This is a genomic window from Cyclobacterium lianum (assembly GCF_900143075.1).
In the GTDB taxonomy this organism is placed as follows: domain Bacteria; phylum Bacteroidota; class Bacteroidia; order Cytophagales; family Cyclobacteriaceae; genus Cyclobacterium; species Cyclobacterium lianum.
On sequence record NZ_FRCY01000026.1, the window covers coordinates 1 to 23,810 of the forward strand.

The following is a 23,810-nucleotide window of genomic DNA, read 5'->3' on the forward strand; positions in this document are numbered from 1 at the left end:
GAAGGCCTTCGGCCAAGGCAGTGGAAAACCACGTAAGACCTGGGGAAAGGAACCCGATAGAAGGCAAGTTTGGTCAGGCAAAAAACGGATACGGAATGAACCGGATCAGGGCAAGGCTCAAAAACACCAGCCAATCGTGGATCGCTTCAATTATCCTAGTGCTCAACCTGGTCAAATTGGCCGGGATGGCACTCCCATGTCTGAGTTTTTCAGCGTGGAAAGATTTAAAAAACATGCTCAGAAACGCCATAAGGCAGATTCTGGAGATCCAGAAAATACAAAACCAGCCCAGAGAGCTATCTGGCCTGGTTTTATAAACTGGTCTTTTTTGAGTTTTTCAGCAGACCCTATTTAATCAAGACCATATATCAATCGAATTTTAAACTTTGTTTCCTTGGGTTTACTTATGTCGTTCCTGGCCTTGTAACGGACTGCTACGTTTTGCGGAAGATAGGGAATTTGAAAAACCTCAGCCCAGCATTTGCTCGTATACCCGATGCCATTACAAAAATCCCAGGATCAATACTCAAAATGTCTATCCAGCGTCATCCAATCCACTCCAAACAACTGAGTTTATTTGTATGAGGTCTATGCTTTCAAGCAAATCGCAATCTTCCTTTTGGGAGAGGAATTTTCCTGGCTTTCATTTTAGCGGTTTCAATCCATTCATCAATGATCACTTCCACATTTGCTAATGCTTCCTGATAGGTCCCTCCATCTGCTGCACATCCCGCCAATTCGGGTACTTCGGCAATGAAAGCTTCATCATCTTTACTCCAGTAAATGATTATTTCGTATTTATGATTAGTTTTCGCCTTCATCTAATTTTAACTGATTTTTTACAATAACATTTCTTATTTGCTTAACCTGATAGGGCTTTGCCTTTCCTTACTTTGCCTGGATATTTAAAATTTCTTCTATCCCATCCCTGGTCAGGATATGATGGCTGCCCTTGACTCGTTCCTCAAAGCCAAATTTAAGAAGCAAATTCCTCAATTCTTCAAAATCTATATTTTTATCTGAGGTTCCTCTAAGGATTTTGATAAGAAATTTATCGTATTTGCCCATATGGTAAATTTATTAAAAATATTAAATTCCCCATTCTTTTCAAATTCATCAATTATTAAATCAGATAAGGCAAATTTTGGAATGATCATGATCAGTTTGATGCCCTCAACAGTTTTCTTTTGCCACCAGTCGGGACCCAATTAGAGGGCGGGGTCTTCCAATTTGTAAAAAGTCGAAAAAATATTATAGCCTGGTCAGTCTGACATTTTTAAAGATGTCAACAACTGGTAACTCGGCATTAATCCCCTCGAAGATTCAGTCAAAAGTCATCACAACAAAATTCCCTTTTCCTTCATTTTTCTGGATATTTCTTCTCCGAGTTTCATCCCCCACTGCTGCCCGATTTCCATGGACTCCTGCATGATCATCGGCGTACTCTTTGCAAATTTCTGTCCAACGGGCGTTTTGTAAAACTTTATCATTTCCTCCAAATCCCCAATTGACAGGTACTTTTGATATACTGGCACCTGCATTTTTACCAGCTCGTCTATGGAAGTGGAAGAAAACTCTTGCTCAAGGGATTTCCAAATACCGGGATCCACATCAGCAGATTGTTGTTTAAACATGCCAAACATTTGTTTAATGACAGCCTGATAGGATTCTTCCGTACCCGATACTTCAAACATCTCTTTCAAGGTCTTGGCGTAATCATCCCCTTTTTGACCAAAAGAAAAACCGTGAAGCCAAACCGAAAAGGCAAAAATTAAAATGATCTTTTGCATAATAACTAAAGTGAGGTTAATAAAACTATTTACCTTGACACCGGTAAAAACAATGTCAATTTACCCAAAAATCCCCTACCTTTAAAAGAAAAATGTGGGTTTTACAAATGGCCATGCTGATGGGAAGATTGCTTTTGTTTGATTTTAGTGCTACCGAAGACTGGTCCGGCTGGGAAATCCAAAACGATGGGGTGATGGGCGGCATTTCCAGTAGCAGCCTCCAAAAGACGGCCGGGGGTAATGCGCTTTTTGCCGGAAGCGTCTCCCTGGAAAACAACGGGGGCTTCGCCTCCCTGCAATACCATTTCCCTTCCAAAAATATCGTAGGGTATCAAACAGCCGTCCTGAGGCTAAAGGGCGATGGCAAACGCTATCAGTTCCGCATAAAAGAAAATCTCAGTGACCGGGCTTCCTATATTTATACCTTTACTACCAGCGGAGACTGGCAAACCCTGGAGATCCCACTAAAGGAAATGGAGCCGGTATTCCGCGGCAGGAAGCTGGATCTACCCAACTTTTCTGCCGATTCCATCCAGGAGTTGCGGTTTTTGATTGGCAACAAAAAGGAAGAAGATTTTCGCCTGGAAATCAAAAAGATCGAGCTGGAATAAATTGGATCGAGCCGGAAACCTCATTGGTCAAAATTGATTTTTCTCAACAGACTTTTCAAAGGACGGAACTGCCTGCTTTTGATATCATGAAAGAATTTCATTGGAGCTGGTCAGGATCACCGGAAGCCCATCTGTGATCAGAATGGTGTGTTCGTGTTGGGCAACGAATCCACCCTTGTTGCCTACCAAAGTCCAGCCATCCTCTTGCTCCACGGCAAAGGTAGAAGCGGTCGCTATAAAGGTTTCTACGGCAACGGTGGTGTTTTTCTTAAACCGCTCCTTGTTGGTTTTCACCCGATAGTTTAAAATATTGTCCGGTGCTTCGTGCAGGTTTCTTCCGACACCGTGCCCCGAAAGGTTTTTGATCACCTTAAAGCCTGATTTTTTGGCCGCTGTTTCTATAAAATGACCCAGATCGGCAATTTTCATTCCACCTCTGATTTTACGGACTGCCTGGTGGAGTATGTCATTGGAAGCATCTACCAGCGGTTGATGGTTATGGATGTCCCTGCCCAGGACAAAAGAACCGCCGTTATCCGACCAGAAACCATTCAGTTCAGCAGAAACATCAATGTTGATCAGATCCCCTTCTTTTAATATTTTATCCCGGGAGGGAATACCGTGGGCGATTTCCTGATTGATACTGATACAGGTATAGCCTGGAAACCCATAGGTTTCATATGGAGCGGATTTGGCACCATAACTTTTCAATATTTCTGCCCCATAATCATCGAGTTCCTTGGTTGACATGCCGGGAGCAGCGTATTTCCTCATTCTTTTCAGCGTGCTGCCTACCACTTCACTGATCTTTTGCATGCCGGTCAGTTCCGACTCTTTTGTTATCGACATCTCATTTTTTTTGTTTGGAAACAGACTTCCCTACTTAGTCAAACCAAAATCTATCCTACAACACAAACGTTTCGGCATGGGTTCTATCCGAACTTAAAATATAAGCGATGAATAGCAATTACTTCCATCTTCACAGAAACACAAGCCCTGGTGAAAAGGGGATTCACGCTTCTTTTATCCCGCCCGCAAAATTTTCTCCATCTTCTTCCCTTTAGCCAGTTCGTCCACCAGCTTGTCCAGGTACCTTACCTGTCGGGTCAGGGGATTGCTGATCTCCTCCACCCGGTAGCCACAGATCAGCCCTTTGATCAATCCGGCATTGGGATTTAAGCTTGCTTCCTGGAAAAAGGTCTCAAAAGTGACCTTGTGCCGTATCAGTTCCTCCACCTTATTCTCATCAAAACCTGTCAGCCAATGGATCACCTGATGCAGTTCGGCTTTGGTTCTTCCTTTCCTTTCAACTTTGGTTACATAATGGGGATAAACAGTGGCAAAGGTCATTTTGGCCATGCGTTCATCGTGTTCGGGACTGGTGCTCATGGTTTTGCTTTTTTTGCCGAGAAAATCAATATAGCTAAGCTACAATATCAGTATTCCGGCAATTAATTCCCACTTTTTTTTACGAATAGATATTAGGCCAAAAAGTCTTTCCGCTTTAACCTGAGATGGCATCGATGGTTCGCCGGTCTATAGCAGGAGTCCAAATTTTACTTTTTTCAGGAGCCGAACGCAAGTCAAATTTAAAGTAAAACTGAACCAGCTTGCCTTGCAGCTCGGCAATTTCTAACCTGGGAAGGGACGCCACTACCCTTTTTCCCTCTGCCAACAGGCCTGGATGCCTGTTAAACCTGGTCCTTTTGAGTTCTTCCGAAGTGCCATTGCTGTATCCGATAATGACCACTTCATCAAATTCCACATACTCCTCAGCGGGCTTTATGTCCGAAACTTCACTGACACGGCCATCAGGGCTGACTCTGGCATAAATCCGGGCAATGCCGACATGCCCTGCTGCCCGGGCTTCTTTTGGATACTTCAGGTTTCTCGAGAAAAATCTGTTGACCTCACTGATAGCGTCGATAGGGTCCCCGGCCCGGTCCTGCAGCTCAGCCGCAACGGCCAGGGGAGCGACTTCCGGTTCAGGATCACTGATCACCACGGTTTTCTTTCCCGATAAGGACAGCAAAAGCAGCACAAATACCGGCAAAACGGCCAGCCTGTAAAGACCGGCGAAACGCTTGTTTTCTTTCGCATTCATCATGACAATTCGTTTTTTCAGGCTACTTGAATTGATGCCGGTAAATAGTGGGGACTTGATACGGTTCAGCGCCATGGAGAGCATGGTGTACTGGTATTCCTTTTTGTCCGATGCCCTGATCACCAGGTCATCGGCCCGGAATTCCAGATTGTTCCGAATAGCACGGGCCTGTAATTTCGCGAAAGGATTAAACCACTGCAGGGCCGAAAGCAGTTCGGAAAGGATGATATCAACGAAATGCTGCTCCCGGCGATGCACTGCCTCGTGCTTCAATACCATCTCCAAAGCAGGATGATCCAGCAAATTACGTCCTATGATGATCCTGTCAATAAAGGTAAAAGCCAGATTGTTTTTCTCAGCGATCCAAACCTTTTGGCCGGCTATGTCTTCCGCTTTACAGCCAATCCTCGCTGCCGCCAGATAACCAATAACCAGGCGCAGCAGACACCACAATACGCCACACAGGTACAACCCCGCCAGGATAGCGGCCATATTGGGAAGAAATTGCGTTCCGATTGCTGTTGCTTCCTCAGGTAGCGGACCTTTTGTAGCAGCTCCGGAGAAATATATGACCGCAGGGGAGACGTAGCTGCTTTTAGTAAAACTGATCAGGGGAATGACAAACGCCGCCAGAAAGGATCCGGCCAGATAGACGCGGTTAAATACAAACTGCTTGCTCTTCCGCAGCAGCAATAGGTAGCTGAGGTAAAATACCGCAGTTGCAATGGCCACCTTCAGCAGGTAATAGAGTAATTGTTCCATGGCTTATTTCGATTTTATCAGCTTGAGTATCTCTTCTACTTCCTGCTGGCCGAGTTGCTCCTCTTCGATAAAAGCGGCCACTGCCTTTGGCAGGGAATCATCAAAATAATCGCTGATAAATGCTTTCATGAAACGCTTCCGGTAGGCATCCTTGGAAAGCAAGGGGTAATATTCATAGGTATTGCCATACTGCTTGAAGCCAACCAAACGCTTTTCCTGGAGTATCCTGACCATAGAGGAGATGGTATTGTAGGGAGGCTTTGGATCCGGATACTCTGCCAGAATGTCCTTGACGAAGCCCTTTTTGAGCTTCCAGAGTATCTTCATGATCTCTTCTTCCTTTTTCGTGAGTTTGTCCATATCAGTTAATATTTAAACTTATTTTTTAAATATACAACTGATTTATCAATAATACAACTTTTTTACCAGGTGATTTATGAATGATTTTCGCAGTGCCCTTCTCTCCGAAGGCGGTAAAAGACTGGATCGGGAGTCAGATTGTGGTCCACACATCAATTTCAATATGGCTTCAGCTATGGCATAGAATGCCCAAACAAAGGCTTTTGTTTGAAGGAGTTAGGGAAAGGATAAATGATTTGGCTAAAGCCAATGATACTCAAAAACCTCCTATTGCTACAGCCAAAGCTGTAGGCTATTGATGACAAGAAATCGAGTCTGCCCGCCGGACAGGCAGGCATGTCTGAAGCGACACACAAAGGGATGATTATGAACCATGCGAACTTCCTGCCAGTAGTCAGGGATTCCCTGTCCGACTGGTGTCATCCGTGCGGGCATTTGATCATAGAAAATCAAAATATAAACAGATGAATTCTGGTTGCAATTACCCATTTTTCAATAGGAATGCGGCTTTATCCACAATAAAGGAAAGGATGAATTTTAGACGGGAATTTCACATCAGCCTGCTTGCGATTTACCAATTGCTTTATTAGTAATTCCTCTCTTTCTCCATCGGAGAAATACGGATCCAATTTTTGTCTGCATATCACCTCTGCAATTGCTGAGGTTACCCTAAAAAGAATTCACCTGCAATTCGATTTCATTCACTCCCGGAGACAGCCTTATGGAGCCAAACTGGGTATTGACTTTTTCTCCATTTAGAGAAATGGCGTCATTGGGACCAAATTCCAAAAACAAATCGGCCGAGACATTGGCCGGCAAATTAAAAGCATAGCGCTGCAGGCGGTTGTTTACCCGCTTGTAAGAAGCTTCTACGATACCTGTTTGAAAGGGCACTGCAATGGCTGTCTCCGTCAATCGGCTCAGTTGGGGTTTGATCTCCAGCAGGCCGGCGCCCGGCGTCTTTGGCATGATCCCCCACATCTTGCGGGCCACGATATTCCCGGGTACCGCTCCCCAGGCATGATTCCAGTCGGCATTGGGCTTGTATTTCATGTCCCAGGCTTCCAGGGTCATCGTAGAACCAATAGCTATCATGTTCCACCAGCTTCTATCGTCGGTAGCCGTCATCAGGTCCAGGGCATAGTCGGCCTCCCCGGCATTGTACAATCCATCCATCAAATATTGGGATCCATACACACTGCAGGCCATACCCCGTGATTTGATAAATTCTACCACGGCCGGAATGTTTTCTTCGGGCACCATATTAAAGGCCAGCGGCATCATGTTGGCATGCAGTGAGGAGTGACCGGCACCTTCTCCATCCAGGTAAATGCCTTTTTCCGGATCCATCAGTTTTTCAGTGACTGCCTTCTTTACTTTGGCAGCCATCAGCTCATACTCCATCGCCTCCGCTGTTTTTCCCAGCAGTCGGGCAAACTCACCCATGATCTGCAGGTTGCGGAAATAGAGGGCATTGATCACGGTATTGATGGGCGTAAAAACAAAGCCGTCCCGCTCTCCTTCTTCGGTGGCCAGCTCCCAACCGGTATCTTTCTGTGCCGGCGGCCAGTCCACAATATCTCTCATTTTCACCTCAGGATCTTTGAAGCCCAGTTTTTTCATAAACTCCGGCGTAGCCCTTTCCGAACTGATCAGCCCATCCTCCCGCGCCAGCTCCATCAGGGTCTTGTACTTGAGTTCATCGTAATATTTTTCGATCAGCTCAGTGTTGCCGGTGTACAGGTAGTCCTCATAAAACATCAGGGCCACATGGAGCTGCCACTCGGTGGGCCAGGTGGGGTTTTCCATAAAGTATTCGATGCTCCTGCGGGCAATGGGGTATTCCCAGTCCACTGCATAATGGCTGAGCTGGTTGATATAGGCGTCTGCCTCGTAGGGAATGCGCTCCCGGTCACCATCCACATATATGCCAGCAAAGGAAGTCCCCTTCATAGAGTACTTGCACAGATCCCACACCTGGTTCAGGATGGTATCCGAACTGCTGAAATGGCTTTGATCTTCTTCAAAATATCCAAAATAGGCTTGTTGGGTGAGTTTTTCCGGTTGCTTTTGGGCCACAATTTCTGCATACCGAAAAGGAAGCAACACCGGAAATGAATCCGGCAGGGCCACTGCGGCAGGACCTGTGTTCCGTTGATCGGGAGGTAACTGCAGCACATACCGGTCCTTTTCAGGACTAACGGGCACCTCCACTTCCTGGAAGCGGATATGACCCTGAGGATCTGTATTGATCCTGGCTCCTTCCAGTTGCTCTCCGATACGCACCGTGAGCATTCCGGGTTGATCAGCCTGATACCGAAAAGTGAGGTTGGCAAAAGCGGCTTTGCCAAAATCTGCGAGCCAGGTGTCAGCATCAACTTTCCTGAGTGTTTGGGGCAGAATATCTTCCTGCATAAATCGATTTGGCGTGGTGATATGGCCTTGCCTCTGGCCGCCAGTCTGGAATGACTGTGCCGCCGAGTACCTTCCGGTTCGGTTATCCCCATCCCAAATGCGGACCTTCCAGTAATAGCTTTTATTTGCCTCCAGTGCAGGACCTTTGTAGGCAACGTTAACGCTTTGCTTTCCCGCTACCTTCTTACTGTCCCAGACATCCCCGAGGTTCTGCCGGCTTTTGTCCGGCGAACTGCTGACGAGTACCTGGTAGGCCGTTTGAAATTGGGTTCCCGCCGGCACCTGCCAGCCAAATTCGGGATTTTGGTCGTGCAGGGGCAGCCCTGCGGGCTTTCGCAGCATCTCCACATGGAGGTTTTCCGGCGAAGCCGTAGTCTCATCAGCAAGCGATTCGCCCATGGCATCCATTTTTTTGCGGAAGGCCTGTAAGGTGGCAGCATGGGCAGGGTCGGCAGCCAGGTTGTTGATTTCCCGGGGATCGCTTGCCAGGTGATACAATTCCTCAATGGATTTGTCATTTGTATATCGGAAATACTTCCACTCCGCAGTGCGGAGCCCTTCACTTGGCGGGATATTTTCAAAATCCCAAAGGTGTTCGATCAGGATGGTGTCCCGGTCAAGTTCCTCCCGCCCCTGAATGACAGGAACAAGGCTTTGCCCCTGATAGGCAGCCGGAACAGGCAGGCCTGCAAGGTCCAGAATGGTGGCCGGCACATCCACATTGGCTGCCAGTGCCGCTGACTCCAGCGGTTTGCTGACCCTCGGATCATGAATGATCAGCGGCACCCGTATGGAATTGTCGTACAGAAGCCACTTCCCGGCCAGTTGCCGCTCGCCAAGGAAATAACCATTGTCTCCCATCAGGATGATGACCGTATTTTGATCCATACCTTTGGCCTCAAGCTGCTTTCTGATTTTGGCGATCTCCCGGTCCACACCAGAGATCATGCGGTAATAGCCCTTGACACTGTGCTGGTATTTTTCAGGCGTATCGTAACGCCAGGTCCAGCGAAGGCGATTGAATCCGGATCTGACGATCTCCGGCTGGGCTTCAAAGTAACGGTCTTCGGAAAGGTCTGCATCCGGTATGGTGATGCCCTGCAAAAGGGGATCAACTTCCTGCTGCCAGAAGTACTGGTCTTCGGCCGGATCATGCGCATGCGGCGCACTGAAGGAAAGCGAAAGGCAAAAGGGTTCATCGGGATTGGCCTCCGCTATAAAATCCAGGGCCTGCTGGCCGGTATAGCGGCTCAGATGCACTGTGTCACTGCCTATGGTCTTGAAAAAATAACCTCGTCGGTCTTTGAATTGCCCATTCCGGTCGTAGGATTCATATTCGTCAAATTGACCTGCCAGGTCCTTGTGGTTGACACCATATTTCCCGAAAAAACCTACCCGATAGCCAGCTTCTTTTAATAGTTTGGGGTAGGCGGTTTCCATGTATTCGCCACGGATAGGGCCGGTTTGAAAGGTATAGGCATGGGTGCGTTCATACAATCCTGTAAAAATGGTGGCCCGGCTGGCCGCACAGATGGGGGTGGTGACCATGGCATTTTTAAAATAGGCCCCTTCTTCTGCCAGGCGGTCCATTTCAGGGGTATGGATCAGCTCATTCCCCGCATGTCCAAGTGCATCCCAGCGCTGGTCATCAGTGAGGATAAAGATGATATTGGGTTTTTTGTCCGGATCACTTTGGGATTGGGCCTGGGCAAACAGCTGGGTAGTGCCCATCAATACCAGCAGGGTATAAATCGTTTTAAGCATGAATGAGATTATTTTCTTTCAATGATAAGAAAAAGGAATACTAAAAGTACTCCTTTTTCCTAAAAACTCCATTGTCATCCGGAAATATGAAAAATACCGTTTTATTAAAGGGATTATTATTCCCCGGCATACCTCTCGATGGTATTCAACTCCGGGCTACCTCCCCTGTTGCCACTTCCCGCAGCAATGTAAATCGCCCCATTATACACAATGGCCTGAGAACCGTGTCGGCCCCGGACCAATGGATCCAGGCTTTCCCAGGATTGGTTTCCGGTATGGTAGGCCTCCACCTCACTGTGTGCCGCTTCCTGACTGGCGCTTTCACCTCCGATTATTACCAGCTGCTGCCCGATAAAAGCACTTGAAGTACCGGCCCTTTCTGTGGGCAAATGCTGCTCCTCCGGCAAGGACGTCCAGGTATTATCTGCTATATCGTAGACATCCACCTCCGGTATGGTCAACTCAAATGTTTCGCCTGTTTTTGCCGAGGAATTTCGTCCGCCGGCACAGTAAATTTTACCCTCACTTACGGCCGCATGGAAGTGATCTCGCGGCCTGGGAGCATCTGCCAATACTGTCCACTCCCCGGTCGAAAAATCATATTGGTCTGTCCAGGATACGTGTCCGGTCCAGTGCCCATCTGTGATCCCGCTCAGGACGATTGCTTTGTCTCCGGCTACAATCACTCCGGCGGAGCCCCTGCGTCTTTCTTCTGGTATGGGATCTCCCATCTCCCAGGCATCATTTGCCGGATCGTAGATCAGGATATTTTCCAGCGGTTCTTCGCGGGGGTATTGCCCTGTCATGGCGCCGATAATATAAATCTTACCGGCATACCCCACCGCCTGAAAATGGTGCACTTCCACCGGTGGCTCAGCACCAGATGTCCAGGTATTGCTTGCCGGATCGAAAATATTAACCGGTTTGATACCCCGTCCTCCCAACAAATAAAATTTATCATTTACCTCCACAAAGCTGTTTTCATGTCGGGCTGCAGGACTGCCTTCACAGTCCAGTATTTCCCAGCTTTTTTCCTTTGGGGGATCCTGCTCCGGTCTGCTTTCTTCAGGTTTGTTTTCCGCACAAAACTGCAGGGTGACGACTCCTGAAATACATGCGGCACGAATTAAGAATTGCTTCATTTTCATTGGTTATCTGATTTAGGTTTGCTTAGAAAATCTTCACCCCTTTTTGAAAGCGCATACACCTTAAATTCATCAATGATAAGGTGATTATTCACCGTTCGAAAGGCGAAATAGCCGGACTCATAAGGTGAAGCATCAAAAAAATTAAAAATCAGTTGTTCATTTCTCCAGTACTGGATCGTGTTATTGTACACGATGATGCGTATGCGGTTGGGTACATTGGGAAGGATCAGGTAGGCTTCATCCGAAAGATCGTGTGCCGGGAGTAAAGGCTTTTGTCCATTTCCTGTATATCTGCGAAACCTCGTCCTGGTGTTGTTATGCCCTCCAAGCCCTACGTAGTAGAGCTGTAAGCTGTCATACTGGCTGAATTTACCGGCTCTATGTGGGTGCGGGTCCCCAAAAAAATCCCCGTGCCAGGGATCCGTAGCCAACCAAAAGCAATTCAAGTCCGAAACCCGGTCCTGTGGTCCCCCTTCATCAATCACAGAAGCGGTAAACTCGATCATTACAGGTTGAACTAATTTTTTGTCAAACCAGACGGTACAGCCCCCTTTGTCTTCGATTTCCATTTTACCGCTGTTTAAAAAGACCTTTCCTCCCGGTTGCTGCTCGGCAATCCAATCGTCCAGGTCGCTGAATTCTTCTGAAAATATCATAGAAGGCTTCAATACCAGGGAGTCATTCATGGTAACATAGCCGGACTCCTGGGCAATCAGGCTGATTGGCAAGATAATGAGAAAGGACAATAAAAGTACGAGCAGCTTCATTTCTCTTTTTTCGTTATCGTTACCTTTCCTGCCTGGCAATGGCAATATCTGCTGCCACCCAATCGGTGGTTTTCTCCAATGGCCCACCCGATTGGTCCAGAAAGGATGGATGTTTTGGGTCAGGGGTTTTATATACACCGACTAAAATACCAAATATTTTATCATTCACAGGTTGAAGTACTGATAATTTTTCCGAATTGAAGAAAAGCCAGCATTTCGAAACCTTTTCAGTTCAATAGGTAGCAACAGGACACCAATTTTTTTACGGTAACTAGTTAAATTTCATTTAAAAATTTTCTACTACAAGACCTTCTTTAAAACCGTATCTTAGGGGCTATTTTCACTTTTAAAACCTTACGTCCTCCCTCCGGTTTTTGGAGAGTATTCCAATGGGCAAAAACATGACCCTGTTGATTACCGCAGTCCATCCAAGCTCTTCGCCCTTTAACAAGGCAGCAAAATCTGTTTGTTACACCCACTATAATTTTATCATTTTTGTTTGTTGTAACCACCATTTAAAAGTATTTTTGTTTATTACAACAAACAAAATGGAAGCACTCATTGAATTGCATATCAAATTAATTGCTGCCCTAAAAAGCACTTTCACACGTAGTATCTATCATCAGATTGATTGGGGAAACCGATTGATCGGCATTATCGGTGCCAGGGGAACAGGTAAAACCACCCTATTGCTCCAGCGGATAAAAAAAGAATACCCCAGAAGTACTGAATCGCTTTATGTGAGTTTGGACCATATATGGTTTTCCAACCATACCTTAATTGATTTGGTGGATGGATTTGCCAAGGCAGGAGGGAATATCCTTTTTATAGACGAGGTGCATAAGTACTCCAATTGGTCTGTTGAGATCAAAAATATTTATGATTTTTACCCGGAATTAAAAGTGGTATTCACAGGATCTTCCCTGTTGGAAATTCTCAATTCAAGGGCAGATTTAAGCAGAAGGGCATTGGTATATGAGATTCAGGGATTATCGTTTAGAGAATACCTGAATATGGTCACAGGCAATAATCTTCCAGTAATTAACCTGGAAGCACTCCTACAAGAACACGTGGAATATGCCAGTGATATTTCCCAATCGGTAAGACCATTGAAATATTTCCCCGAATACCTCAGAACTGGGTATTATCCCTTCTTTAAAGATTTCAAAGACCTCTATGGGGTACAGGTTCTTGCCATCATTAATTTGATTATTGAAATCGAACTCCCTTTGATGCGCAAAGTGGACATCGCCTATGCCAACAAAATAAAACAGTTGTTGTCGATTATTGCAGATGCGGTTCCATTTGTTCCCAACGTCAGTAAACTGAGCCGAAAAATAGGTATCAACCGGCAAACCTTACTTGCCTATCTCCACTACCTGGAAGAAAGCCGGCTGACCAAAAGTATTTACAGGGAAACGGAAGGGGTCTCCTTGCTTCAAAAACCCGAAAAGCTGTTCCTGGAAAACACCAATCTTTCTTTTGCCTTGGGGAAAAATGTGGATTTGGGTAACCTGAGAGAAACATTTTTTCTGAACCAACTATCTTATGTCCATAAAGTCAATTACCCGGACACATTGGATTTTCTGGTCGATCAAAAACACCTATTTGAAATAGGAGGGAAAGACAAAAAAATCAATCCATCCGATAAAAAGGCAATTTACATCGCAGCTGATGATGTAGAAGTTGGTTTTGGCAACAAAATCCCTTTGTGGTTGTTTGGTTTTTTATACTAAACTAAAGACATGGCCACATCACCAAATCAACATATCACCACATTATGTATTTTCTGGCAGACCCTGTCGAAGCCCGACTCCGCTGCCTTTTCAGACTGAGCCTGCCGAAGCCCGACTCCGCTGCCTTCGACTCCGCTGCCTTCGACTCCGCTCAGGCACCGCAGGAATTACCACATCAGCACATCAATTTAACTGTGTGTTTTTCCATGAATCACCTGCCTATCAAACTGTAATTCTGAACTATTATTTGTAAATTACTATCATGGATTTGCGAGAAAAACCAGACCAATCGGAAGAGCCATTCACTTCTTATGGCCATTATACCTATTTGGATTACCTCCAATGGCAGATGGATGAAATGGTGGAATTGATCAAAGGCAAAGTTTTCCGGGCAGCTGCTGCACCCCGAAGGATCCATCAGGAACTTTTGCTGGAAATGGCCAGGATATTTGCTGACTACCTGGATCAACATCCCTGCAAGGTATTTATTGCGCCATTTGATGTTCGTCTTCCAAAGGATTCCTACTTGCCTGAAAAAATTGATACGGTGGTGCAACCGGATATCTGCGTGGTTTGCGACAGCAGTAAGTTAGACGAAAGGGGCTGTTTGGGTGCACCTGACCTGGTCGTGGAAATCCTATCTCCAGGCAATAACCAGAAAGAGCTCAGACAAAAATACGACATTTACTTAGAGAGCGGTGTCAAAGAATACTGGATCATTCATCCCGATGAACAGACATTATTGGTCTACCGGTTAATCAATGGTACCTATCAGCCCAGCCGCTTGCTCACACATGGAGATACGATCGATTCCCAGGTTATTTCAGGTTTCAAATTAAACCTTGCGGACCTTTTCGAAAACCCGGAGGATTAAAAAATGGCATTGAAACCCTCGAGGTCTTTGAGACCTCAAGGGTTTTATTTCGGGAACGTTCTGGAAAAGACCCTCGGGGTTGGGAAAACCCCAAGGGTCAATGTCTATAACCGTTGAGGTCTTTGGGACCTCGACGGTTTCTATCGTAAGCGCTCCGAAAAAGAAGTAGATGTCACTAGCCAAAAAATGTTAAATTTTATTTGCTACTCCCCGGAATCCAACCTGTATGTATACAGCGTATGGAAATCCTCCTCTACACCCGCCTGTTCCTGGTCTTTTAGTGCCACGATTTGGCCCTTTTTGTCCACCAGGGCAGAAAAAGGATTTATACTTTTAGGAATGGCAAGGTCCACAGCCAGGTTCTTGAAATCCGAATCAAAAACAGCAAATTCCATGGGAAAGGAATACACCAATTCCCGCCGCTGTTCTGGATCCGAAACATCATAGGCGGCTTTGGTTTCGGGAGAAACACCCTTGCTGTAAACGACCAAAATATGGTCTTCAAGGGGTAAAAACCGGTGGATTTGTGGGATACGGTAAACCAGTCCGTTTTCTTCAAAAAAAGTATTCATTTGTTCAAGGGGGACCGGCTGGTCCAGATAGGCGTTTTGTGCCGGTATTCTTACCGTCTCCTGAAAATCCAGCCGCTGTTCCTTTTCGTTATAAACATGGAACTCCAGGGCATTGTTGACTGAAAGGAACCATTGGGAGCCGCCATTTTGGATAAGGGGTGTAGGGTACCCGTAAAAGAGCCCTTCCTCGAAGGCATCCGTTTCCGGAAAATGCATGGTGGGATAATAGTCACCACTGAGGGTATCCAGGACCTCCATCATGGCTCCTCCGTCCAGCATGCGCTGATAGGCTGCCTGCATGTCCTGGCCTGCTTCTGCCGATTCCGGTTTGTAGTACAGCAATTTATCCCCCAGGGCAAAGGCGGCAATATGCCCGCCCCCCACGATCCAGAAATAGGGATAGGGTATCTCTACACGGTTCAACACCTTCCCTTGCTGGCTCAGGGTGTAGATTTTATCGGCAAAAATACAGATTTTACTTCCCGCAAAGGTAGGGTTAGGCCCATAGCCAATGATGGCCTCCGGTCCTTCACTTTGGAGGATAAACGAATGTTGGATATCGCCCGAAGTATCAAAAATCAGGACTTCCTTCTTCTGTTGGTTGTAGGCCAGGTATTGGTTGGTTTCCGGGTCATAATCCTTTAACTCCAGGTTGCCCATATAATCGACACGCAGGGAGTCCACCAGTTGCAGTGCATAGCTGCGGGAATCTGTAGTTTCCTTTTGGGAGCGGGAACAGGAAAGCAGGCAAATGGCTAGAAGTGTTATTGAGATTAGGTGAAGATTCGACATGTTTAAAAGTAAAACTATTGGTTTAAAAAACAAAGTAAAGCTTCCTACTTGCTGCTGTCAGGGTAATTTTTTTCAGTCCGTCTAAATGGCAGATATTCAGCTTTAATTGGGTAAACGTCTATTCGATTTACATGCAATTGTGGACCGCGAGTGCTTTCAGGTAGTGTAACTAAATCCCTCCGCCGCGGCGGAGGGAGCAGGGGGATTATAACGGGAACTACATAACCTTAAAAACCTGTCCTGGACAATATAGTTTTGGAAAAAATCCCCCTTGCCCCCTTGTAAGGGGGAATTGACCTCGTTCGGATTTGCAAGAAGGTCAGCAATTGCTGTGCTTTCTCTATTCCTCAATCTTTAATGCGTCCAAATAGGTATGGTTGCTTCAATGTTGCCTAAAAGGATACTTCCAGAGGAACGTATTCAAATGTTCTCCCTTACCAAAGGGCATATCAGAGATACCTATCTGGTTTTTTATCTGCTTAGCTTGTTTCAATGCCCCCTAGGTATCTTACCCGGGTGGGATTACCTGGATGGCGGGGTTAATGGTAAGGAGATCGACGATCAGGGCATCGCTGTCTTCCGGGGCAATGTATACGTCGTCGTACCGGTTGTATTTGACAATTAAGCCTCCGGTAGCCAGGGCAGGCTTCACGCCCACCCAGCGGGTTTTGCCTTTGAGGATGGTACGAACGCTACTAATGTCAATCTCTCCCTTGATAAACCCGGACTTGTAATAAAAGGAATGGCCCCGGATCCAATACCGGGTGTCAAGATAGGGCCATATCATCAATAAGGCCGGAGTTGTTAGGGGGATGATTCTTCGCAACTTCTCCTTCATCGGTTTGGCAGTCAAAAGCCCATATGCCAGAGGAAATACCAGCAGGACAAGCAGTATCCCCTGCATCAGGCGTCCTTTTTTGGCTTTGTATGTTTTCATTTCCAGTGGCTGCACCCCGTCATTTTTACCACTAAAAATAGCGAACATTTAAGATTATTTAAAATATCAAGGTAATTTCCATTGGGATCCAATACGCTCAGGGCTAAAGGGTCGGGATGGTTTTGGATTGTTCAGACCTGAATTTTGTTTTAGGATTTGTTTCCGGCAGGCAAGCTGGTGGTTAATAGTTATTATAATCGGTTAATTATTAAACTGTTTAATTATGATTCGTTTGGCCTTTGGCCTTTGGCTTTTAGCATTCGGCATAGCCAACATCCGAGTGATCAAATCGCTAAAATTCATCATTCATCATGCCATTATATCATCAATTTGTGCCAGGTGAAATTTGAAATTTCTCCCTGATATCCACAAAAGTGCCATTTGAAAAACTATTCGAAAAGAGGACATTTGCAATGGGAAGGTACAAATGAAATTTAGTTGTTTCTTCATTTATTTACCGAAATCTGCGTGAATTGATATCCACTAAAATCATCCTCCATATTACTATCGTTTTTTCTAGCCCCATAAAGGACGAAAGGCGAAAAGGTGAAATACAGGTATTTTTCATTTGGCCAGGGTCTACGAACGGAGATGGTGTCCCTACCTAAAAAAGCTAAATTTTTGCCGAATCGGCGACGAATAAAATAAGTGGCGACCGACCAAAATCCTAAATTTTATCCGAAGGTATCCGGAAAAGTATTTTTTATTGTTTAATAAACTACAATATTGTTGTTTATTAAACAATGATAGTGTAGTTTAGCATAAAACGCATGTATGCTACCCGTTGACTTACTTAAAGAAGTGGCTTTGAGCCAGAGAGCTGATTTAAACACCAGAACGCAAGGCCTGGAAAGAAAAGAACTGGAACATTTTCCGGTGCTCAAGAGCCATTCGTTGATAATATCTGGTATAAGACGATGTGGGAAGAGCACGCTTTTGGTCCAATTAATGAAAAGTAGGTATCCAACTGCCTTTTATTTGAATTTTGAAGATCCCAGGCTTTATGGATTTACAGTAGAAGATTTCCAAAAAATTGATAGGCTGGTAAAGGAAGGAAAGCATACCGAATTGCTCTTTGATGAAATTCAGGTGGTGGCTGGTTGGGAACGGTATATTCGTCAGAAGTTGGACCAGGGAAATCATCAGATTGTCATCACCGGCTCTAATGCCTCCTTACTTAGTAAAGAATTAGGGACAAAACTTACCGGGAGGCATATTACCAAGGAGCTTTTTCCTTTTTCCTATGGACAATTTTGTGCTATAAAGGAGCTCCCCAAATCCCCGGAGAGTACGTCGGACTATTTGCAAAAAGGTGGGTTTCCGGAGTATATAAAAAGTGAAAAAACAGAATTATTACACCAGCTTTTTGATGACTTGTTGTTGAGGGATATAACCGTCCGGTATGGGGTAAGGGATTTTAGGTCATTGCAGCATTTGGCCATGTATCTTGTATCCAATGTGTCTAAATTGGTTTCTGGAAACAATCTGCGCAAAACACTGGAAATAAAGGCCACAAGCACCGTGATGGAATATTTTTCGCATTTAGAGGAAAGCTGGCTGTTCTTTTTTATACCAAAATTCAGCTATTCCAAGAAAAAGCAACTGATCAATCCAAAAAAGGTATATGCGATTGATACGGGACTGGTATCTGCCAATTCAAGATCATTTTCTGAGGATCAGGGAAGAAAATTTGAGAACATGGTATTTCTTCACTTTAGGAAAAAATACCAGGAGATTTATTATTTCTCGGACAAGCAGGAATGTGACTTTGTATTATGCGATCGGAATGGTCCGGTATCCCTGGTTCAGGTTTGTGTGAAGTTGAATCCCGATAACCTGAACAGGGAGTTGGATGGCCTATGGGAAGCCATGATGTTTTTTGATAAAAAAGAATCCTTATTGGTAACCTTAAGTCAGGAAGATGAATTTTATAATGCGGGCCGTAGAGTTTTTGTGGTGCCTTTTCACAAGTTAAAGGATTAAAAAAAATCATGCCCTACCTTTTTATTTCGATTACAACATCAAGTTAGGATCAAAGCGGGAAACATGAAACATATGCCGCCCATACAGGACTCAGAGCAATCCGGGATTCCCATATCGATGGGCTGCACCCATCGCTGAGGTATCCCGCCCTTTCTGGGCTTGGATGAATGAAAACCGAACAGAATCCCAAGCACTGAAAGTGCGCAATACCCAAACACAGGGTGCAGCCCTGTGTCTAAACCCGAAACGGGAACCTTAGCCCTCACGGGGCGGAATATGTTTGGCAACCCCCACATCCGATATAGAAAAAAATATACCGCCCATTCACGGGAAAAACAGGCCAGTTCACGGGAAATACAATTATTAAATTTTATTTTTTCATTTTATCAATTAGATTAGGAAGTAATAAGACGAAAAGCACAGATAAATTCCAACTTTTCTGGTAATCTACCTACGATTAAACTGTTTGAACCGCATGAATAATTGTTTCCACAGCTCCGGTAAGATCCTTGAATTGCTGAAAATTCCATTTACCAAAGGAATACCGAATTGCAGACCTCAAAGAAATAAATGTCTATAAGTAGGTAAATAAAAATATTCTATCGCGATGAATGGGCACAAATCCCGGGTATCCTTATTTGGACCGGGAAACAATAAACTTCATTAATCAAAAGAAAAATGAAAAAGTTAAATTTAGAAAAATTAAAGCTGGCGGCAGAGGATGTACTGCAACGTAGCCAAATGGGAACTATATATGGAGGATCTGGTGGTGCCACATGCTATTTGACATGCGATCATTGGACACGTTCAATGGAAGTTGCGGATTGTAGTCTATCGACCAGGGAATTCTATTGCGGGAGTACAGACCCTGTATCCGTTTGTAATTGCAATTGAAAGTTAATTTTTCTTGGGAAGTACGGTTTTTAATACCGTACTTTTCCTCTTTTTACAGTAAAATTTCAATTTAACTCCGTAAAATGTTGATTACACCTCTCAGAAAACTCGTTATTTTTGCCTGTCTGTCCGCTTTATTGTCTGCATATCCTTTGCTCGGATTCACCCAATATTCCTTTGAAAAAAAAGCGGCCTTTAAAATCAACTCATTTTTCCCAGTTGAAATCATTGATTTTTACCCGGAGAAGAAACTGTATTTGGGATATTTTAAAAGTCCGGAGGGCCTGAAGATTACCATTGTCAACGATAATGGTGAAATGATTGCACAAAAAATACTCGTTGGGCAAGGGCCTGACCAGGTATCCACTGCCGCTAATTGTATGGCATTTTCTAAAGACGGAGACATTTGGGTACAGTCGCCGTTTGAGATCGTTTTGTATGACCAAAAACTAAACGTAAAAGCGCGATCAAAATATCCATCTGAAACCAATACCCAAATTTTTGGGAGGATGGAAGTCTTTAACTACTTCTATCCGCAATTGGACAGTTTGCAATTCAGTTTTTTTACAATTCCAACCGGAACAAGCCGCTATTTGGGGGGCAAGGATTTCAAATCCAGCCATTTGATTGAAATTTACGAACCTCAAAATGAAAGATTATATGAAATTGCCCCTGTGTCAGAGCGGGAAATATCCGATAAATTGGATAAATCCATTGGTGCTATGTATTTTCCGGTGTTTGCGCTTGCCGATAAAACCAACAAACTATACCTGACTACTTCCTTTGATAAGGAAATCACAGTCTATGACCTGTCTACCGGGCTATTGAAATCCAGGATAGAAATATCTCATGAAAAGTTTAAATCCCTGGACAACAATCCCATTTCTACTGCAAGTTTACCTTCTTTTAAAAACAGGATCAATCTGGCGGGCAAAAACCACAGGATACTTTTATTAGAGGGAGGTCTTATCCTTCTGGAATACATTAGAGAAATTTCTCCAGCTGCTTATGAAAATAACCTGGCAGGAGCCCCTCAATACCACCACTTCAGAGATCCTGACTACCATCAACTAATTATCTTTGATGAATCGCGACAGCTAACCGACGACTTGTCACTTCCAGTGAACGGAAAGTTAATGATTTCTCTTCCCGGGAACAGGCTATTGATTCAAATTGAAAATCCAGCTATTGAAGAGGATTTCATTCGTTATGAAATTTACCAGATCGTCAAAAATTGACGCTCAACAGATTATCTATTCGCCATTAGTGTTTTATTTCTTTAAACAAAAACTGAAATTTTTACCAGTCTGGTAAAATCCTATTTTTTACCTTGCTAACGTTATCCAAAACAAACCTATCTCCCAACACCACAGTCCGGAAGGATTTTCCATCCATTCATTGACAGGAAGTTACAGATAGCTCCCCTTTCTCCGACGGGAAAAAACCGCCCGACCACAGGGAATGTAATCACTCCTGTTTGAAGTATATCGCTAATTATTTTAATGTAAGTTGAGGTTTCTCCCCATTTCGGGGCTTGGATGAATGAAAACCGAACGGAATCCCGAGCACTGAAGGTGCGCAATACCCAAACACAGGGTGCAGCCCTGTGTCTAAACCCGAAACGGGAACCTTAGCCCTGACGGGGCGAAATATGTTTGGCAACCCCCACATCCGATATAGAAAAAAATATACCGCCCATTCACGGGGAGGATAATTACTCCTATTTGAATTACATCTTTAATTATCATAATGTACGCCGAGGTTTCTCCCCATTTCCGGGCCTGGATGACTGGAAAACGAACAGAATCCCAAGCACTGAAGGTGCGCAATACCCAAAGCACAGGGTGCAGCCCTGTGTCTAAACCCGAAACGGGAACCTTAGCCCTGACGGGGCGAAATATGTTTGCCACACCAAACACCGACAGAAAAGAATATGCCGCCCGTTCACGGGAAAAACAGGCCAGTTCACGGGAAATACAATTATTCAATTCTATTTTTTGATTTTATCCGTTAGATTGGGAAGTAATAAGAGCAAAAATATATATAGATTCCTACTTTTCTGGTAATCTACCTACGATTAAACTGTTTGAACCGCATGAATAATTGTTTCCACAGCTCCGGTAAGATCCTTGAATTGCTGAAAATTCCATTTACCAAAGGAATACCGAATTGCAGACCTCAAAGAAATAAATGTCTATTAGTAGGTATATAAAAATATTCTATCGCGATGAATGGGCGCAATTCCCGGGTGTCCTTAGCTGGTCCGGGGAAACAATAAACTTCATTAATCAAAAGAAAAATGAAAAAGTTGAATTTAGAAAAGTTAAAGTTGGCAGCAGAGGATGTGCTGCAACGTAGCCAAATGGCTGGGATTTATGGTGGTTCAGATGGTTCTGGTTGTCTCACAAAGAAATGTGGTTCAGACCACCCAGGTAATATATGCTGCGCACAAACCACATGTAGTGACCTTACAAATGGGCATTGTGTTACTAATTAATAACAATTCAGGAAGCCACATTATTTGTGGCTTCTTTTTATCCCTTCATAAGAAATCCTAATGAAATATTTTATAATTTTAATTTTACTATTTTCTGCATGTACGGCAAAAGAAATTGAAGTTGAAAATCCATCTGTATCTTATTCTTTAGATACTGTGATAATTAATTCTAAGAATGAAATTTTGGATTTGTGGGGATTTTTGTCATTTTCTGATTTAGATATTGAAAAAAAATCAATTTTTTCTTATAATTCATTTAACCATTCATTGGACCAAATAGATCTTGAAAAGTTAGAATTTATAAATAGGATCGCATTTGAAAAAGAGGGCCCAAATGGAACTGGCGAAATTTTCGTTGGATTCAACGTATTGAAAGATGATCGTTTTTTTATAAAATCATATCTGGAATCGGCGATTTTTGATAATAATGGAAGCTTAATTCAAAAAGTAGATTGGAGAAATTCAATAGATGCTAATGGTGAAAAATATGGAGAATATCCCAGGAGACAAATTATCGTAGATTCAGAAGATTTAATTGTTTTTGGGCTTTCATACGATTATGAAAATATTGAAGTTAATCTTGATGTTTTGTCTGTAAGAGAAAATAAAGTAGACAGGTTAGACCTCAATTCAAAAAAATCATATGGCGATTTAAGCATTAAGAGTGCTGAATCCGGTAATATTGTTGATCCAAGTATAGAATTTATCCATCAAAATAACAAGATTTTTGTAAGTTATGAATTTTCAAATGAAATCGTATACTATGATTACAAAGCTAAAGCCTTGAGATTTGTAGATTATAATCCTAAACTGACTCCCAAAAGTGTGAAACCTCCAAATATTAGTGTTGGTTCAATGGAACAAATAATTAAGGAAACAAAAAATTTCTATGAACAAGTCAAGTATTATCGTCCAGTATGGGATATTGAAAGCAAACAGTATTTTCGTTTGTCAACCAAATCAATATATTCGGAGGAAAATAAAGAAAATTCGAAGGCTCCTTATAGTGAAACCCAAGAAATAAAAGTTTTGAACAAGGCACTTTTTCAATAACTAAAAAGCAGGTATATTGACAGGGTAAGCAGAAAGTTATGGAAAAGCGGTTTAAGAGTTTGTCTTTGTTCGAGTTTCACGAGCGGTTTCCCGATGAGGAAAGCTGTGTGAAGTACCTGGCATCCCTGAAGTGGCAGGATGGCTATCAGTGCAAAAAGTGCGGCCACGGGCACTATTGTCAGGGTATTGAAAAGTATGACAGGCAGTGCACCAAATGTAGACGTCTGGAATCCCCGAAGTCCGGGACCCTGTTCCACCGGTGCAAGTTCCCCCTTTTGAAGGCGTTTTACATCGTCTACTACGTGTCTACCAGCAAAAGTGGGATCAGCAGCCCTGAACTTAGCAGGAAGCTGGAACTTAGGCAGAAGACCTGCTGGCTGTTCAAGCAGAAGGTGATGAGGGCGATGTCAAGCAGTGGAAACCACCCAATGGATGGTAAAGTGGACGTAGACGAGACCTATGTGGGTGGCCAGGACGAAAAGGCTGTGAGACGCAATGAAGGTAAGAAACAGATCATGGTGGTGGCCGTGGAGCGCAAAGGAAAGGGAGTTTCCCGCATCTATGGACGTGTAGTCGATACAGCTGCCCGTAAGCATTTAAAGCGTTTTATGATGGACCATATAGCTCCCGGTGCAGCGGTGAGAACTGACCGTTGGAGCGGCTATAGAGGTCTTGAAAGTGAATTTCCCAAGCTAGTCAGGGAGAAATCAGAAAAGAAGGGAAAGAACTTCCCACAGCTACACAGAACTGT

At 44.1% G+C, this 23,810-nt stretch carries 22 protein-coding genes; 9 read left to right on the forward strand and 13 right to left on the reverse strand.

The window, feature by feature from the left end; translation table 11 throughout:
• A partial coding sequence (locus BUB19_RS24820; protein ID WP_394333879.1) for a transposase occupies nt 1-317 on the forward strand: 317 nt, incomplete at its 5' end.
• A gap of 279 nt (nt 318-596) precedes the next feature.
• Here BUB19_RS24820 and BUB19_RS23460 read toward each other — a convergent pair.
• The 3 genes from BUB19_RS23460 to BUB19_RS23470 form a co-directional block, all read right to left on the reverse strand.
• Nucleotides 597-821 (reverse strand): type II toxin-antitoxin system HicB family antitoxin, encoded by a 225-nt coding sequence (locus BUB19_RS23460; RefSeq protein ID WP_073098309.1) that lies wholly within the window; start codon nt 819-821, stop codon nt 597-599.
• Nucleotides 822-888: 67 nt separating this feature from the next.
• The gene (locus BUB19_RS23465; RefSeq protein WP_073098311.1) at nt 889-1,068 is read right to left on the reverse strand and encodes a type II toxin-antitoxin system HicA family toxin; all 180 of its coding nucleotides are present in this window, start codon (nt 1,066-1,068) and stop codon (nt 889-891) included.
• A 269-nt stretch (nt 1,069-1,337) separates the two neighbouring features.
• On the reverse strand, nt 1,338-1,790 hold the full coding sequence (locus BUB19_RS23470) for a DUF2059 domain-containing protein (protein WP_073098313.1): 453 nt from the start codon (nt 1,788-1,790) through the stop codon (nt 1,338-1,340).
• A 92-nt stretch (nt 1,791-1,882) separates the two neighbouring features.
• Here BUB19_RS23470 and BUB19_RS23475 point away from each other — a divergent pair, with 92 nt between their 5' ends.
• On the forward strand, nt 1,883-2,401 hold the full coding sequence (locus BUB19_RS23475) for a CIA30 family protein (protein ID WP_218588591.1): 519 nt from the start codon (nt 1,883-1,885) through the stop codon (nt 2,399-2,401).
• Between the two features lie 84 nt (nt 2,402-2,485).
• Here the strand turns inward: BUB19_RS23475 and map are convergent, their stop codons facing one another.
• The 8 genes from map to BUB19_RS24320 all read right to left on the reverse strand — a co-directional run bounded on the left by map (nt 2,486) and on the right by BUB19_RS24320 (nt 11,890).
• Nucleotides 2,486-3,250: a type I methionyl aminopeptidase gene (map, locus tag BUB19_RS23480; protein WP_073098315.1), complete on the reverse strand. Its 765-nt coding sequence runs from the start codon at nt 3,248-3,250 to the stop codon at nt 2,486-2,488.
• 174 nt (nt 3,251-3,424) lie between these two features.
• Nucleotides 3,425-3,790, reverse strand: coding sequence for a DUF2200 domain-containing protein (locus BUB19_RS23485; protein WP_073098317.1), 366 nt, complete (start codon nt 3,788-3,790; stop codon nt 3,425-3,427).
• A 115-nt stretch (nt 3,791-3,905) separates the two neighbouring features.
• Complete coding sequence (locus BUB19_RS23490) at nt 3,906-5,267, reverse strand: M56 family metallopeptidase (protein WP_073098320.1); 1,362 nt, start codon at nt 5,265-5,267, stop codon at nt 3,906-3,908.
• 3 nt (nt 5,268-5,270) lie between these two features.
• Entirely contained in the window at nt 5,271-5,627 is a 357-nt protein-coding gene (locus BUB19_RS23495; RefSeq protein ID WP_073098322.1) for a BlaI/MecI/CopY family transcriptional regulator, read from the reverse strand.
• A gap of 669 nt (nt 5,628-6,296) precedes the next feature.
• Nucleotides 6,297-9,806, reverse strand: coding sequence for a sulfatase-like hydrolase/transferase (locus tag BUB19_RS23505; protein WP_073098326.1), 3,510 nt, complete (start codon nt 9,804-9,806; stop codon nt 6,297-6,299).
• A gap of 116 nt (nt 9,807-9,922) precedes the next feature.
• The gene (locus tag BUB19_RS23510; RefSeq protein ID WP_084097616.1) at nt 9,923-10,948 is read right to left on the reverse strand and encodes a Kelch repeat-containing protein; all 1,026 of its coding nucleotides are present in this window, start codon (nt 10,946-10,948) and stop codon (nt 9,923-9,925) included.
• Between the two features lie 2 nt (nt 10,949-10,950).
• The gene (locus tag BUB19_RS23515; protein ID WP_143156157.1) at nt 10,951-11,721 is read right to left on the reverse strand and encodes a DUF6250 domain-containing protein; all 771 of its coding nucleotides are present in this window, start codon (nt 11,719-11,721) and stop codon (nt 10,951-10,953) included.
• A gap of 19 nt (nt 11,722-11,740) precedes the next feature.
• Nucleotides 11,741-11,890 (reverse strand): hypothetical protein, encoded by a 150-nt coding sequence (locus BUB19_RS24320; protein ID WP_178371568.1) that lies wholly within the window; start codon nt 11,888-11,890, stop codon nt 11,741-11,743.
• Between the two features lie 379 nt (nt 11,891-12,269).
• Here BUB19_RS24320 and BUB19_RS23525 point away from each other — a divergent pair, with 379 nt between their 5' ends.
• Nucleotides 12,270-13,457, forward strand: coding sequence for an ATP-binding protein (locus BUB19_RS23525; protein ID WP_073098332.1), 1,188 nt, complete (start codon nt 12,270-12,272; stop codon nt 13,455-13,457).
• 262 nt (nt 13,458-13,719) lie between these two features.
• Nucleotides 13,720-14,331 (forward strand): Uma2 family endonuclease, encoded by a 612-nt coding sequence (locus tag BUB19_RS23530; RefSeq protein ID WP_073098334.1) that lies wholly within the window; start codon nt 13,720-13,722, stop codon nt 14,329-14,331.
• Between the two features lie 203 nt (nt 14,332-14,534).
• On the opposite strand, the gene BUB19_RS23535 is transcribed toward BUB19_RS23530, so the two are convergent.
• Nucleotides 14,535-15,695 (reverse strand): hypothetical protein, encoded by a 1,161-nt coding sequence (locus BUB19_RS23535; protein ID WP_073098336.1) that lies wholly within the window; start codon nt 15,693-15,695, stop codon nt 14,535-14,537.
• A gap of 508 nt (nt 15,696-16,203) precedes the next feature.
• Nucleotides 16,204-16,680: a PH domain-containing protein gene (locus BUB19_RS23540; protein WP_084097612.1), complete on the reverse strand. Its 477-nt coding sequence runs from the start codon at nt 16,678-16,680 to the stop codon at nt 16,204-16,206.
• Between the two features lie 726 nt (nt 16,681-17,406).
• On the opposite strand from BUB19_RS23540, the gene BUB19_RS23545 reads away from it, so the two are divergent.
• The 5 genes from BUB19_RS23545 to BUB19_RS24610 all read left to right on the forward strand — a co-directional run.
• Nucleotides 17,407-18,615 (forward strand): ATP-binding protein, encoded by a 1,209-nt coding sequence (locus BUB19_RS23545; protein WP_073098338.1) that lies wholly within the window; start codon nt 17,407-17,409, stop codon nt 18,613-18,615.
• Nucleotides 18,616-19,592: 977 nt separating this feature from the next.
• Nucleotides 19,593-20,747, forward strand: a complete 1,155-nt coding sequence (locus BUB19_RS23550) for a hypothetical protein (RefSeq protein ID WP_073098340.1) — start codon at nt 19,593-19,595, stop codon at nt 20,745-20,747.
• Between the two features lie 1,061 nt (nt 20,748-21,808).
• Complete coding sequence (locus BUB19_RS23560; protein WP_143156158.1) at nt 21,809-22,006, forward strand: hypothetical protein; 198 nt, start codon at nt 21,809-21,811, stop codon at nt 22,004-22,006.
• A 60-nt stretch (nt 22,007-22,066) separates the two neighbouring features.
• Nucleotides 22,067-23,059, forward strand: coding sequence for a DUF4221 family protein (locus BUB19_RS23565; protein WP_084097614.1), 993 nt, complete (start codon nt 22,067-22,069; stop codon nt 23,057-23,059).
• Between the two features lie 302 nt (nt 23,060-23,361).
• On the forward strand, nt 23,362-23,810 hold a 449-nt coding region (locus BUB19_RS24610), incomplete at its 3' end, for an IS1595 family transposase (RefSeq protein ID WP_245802944.1).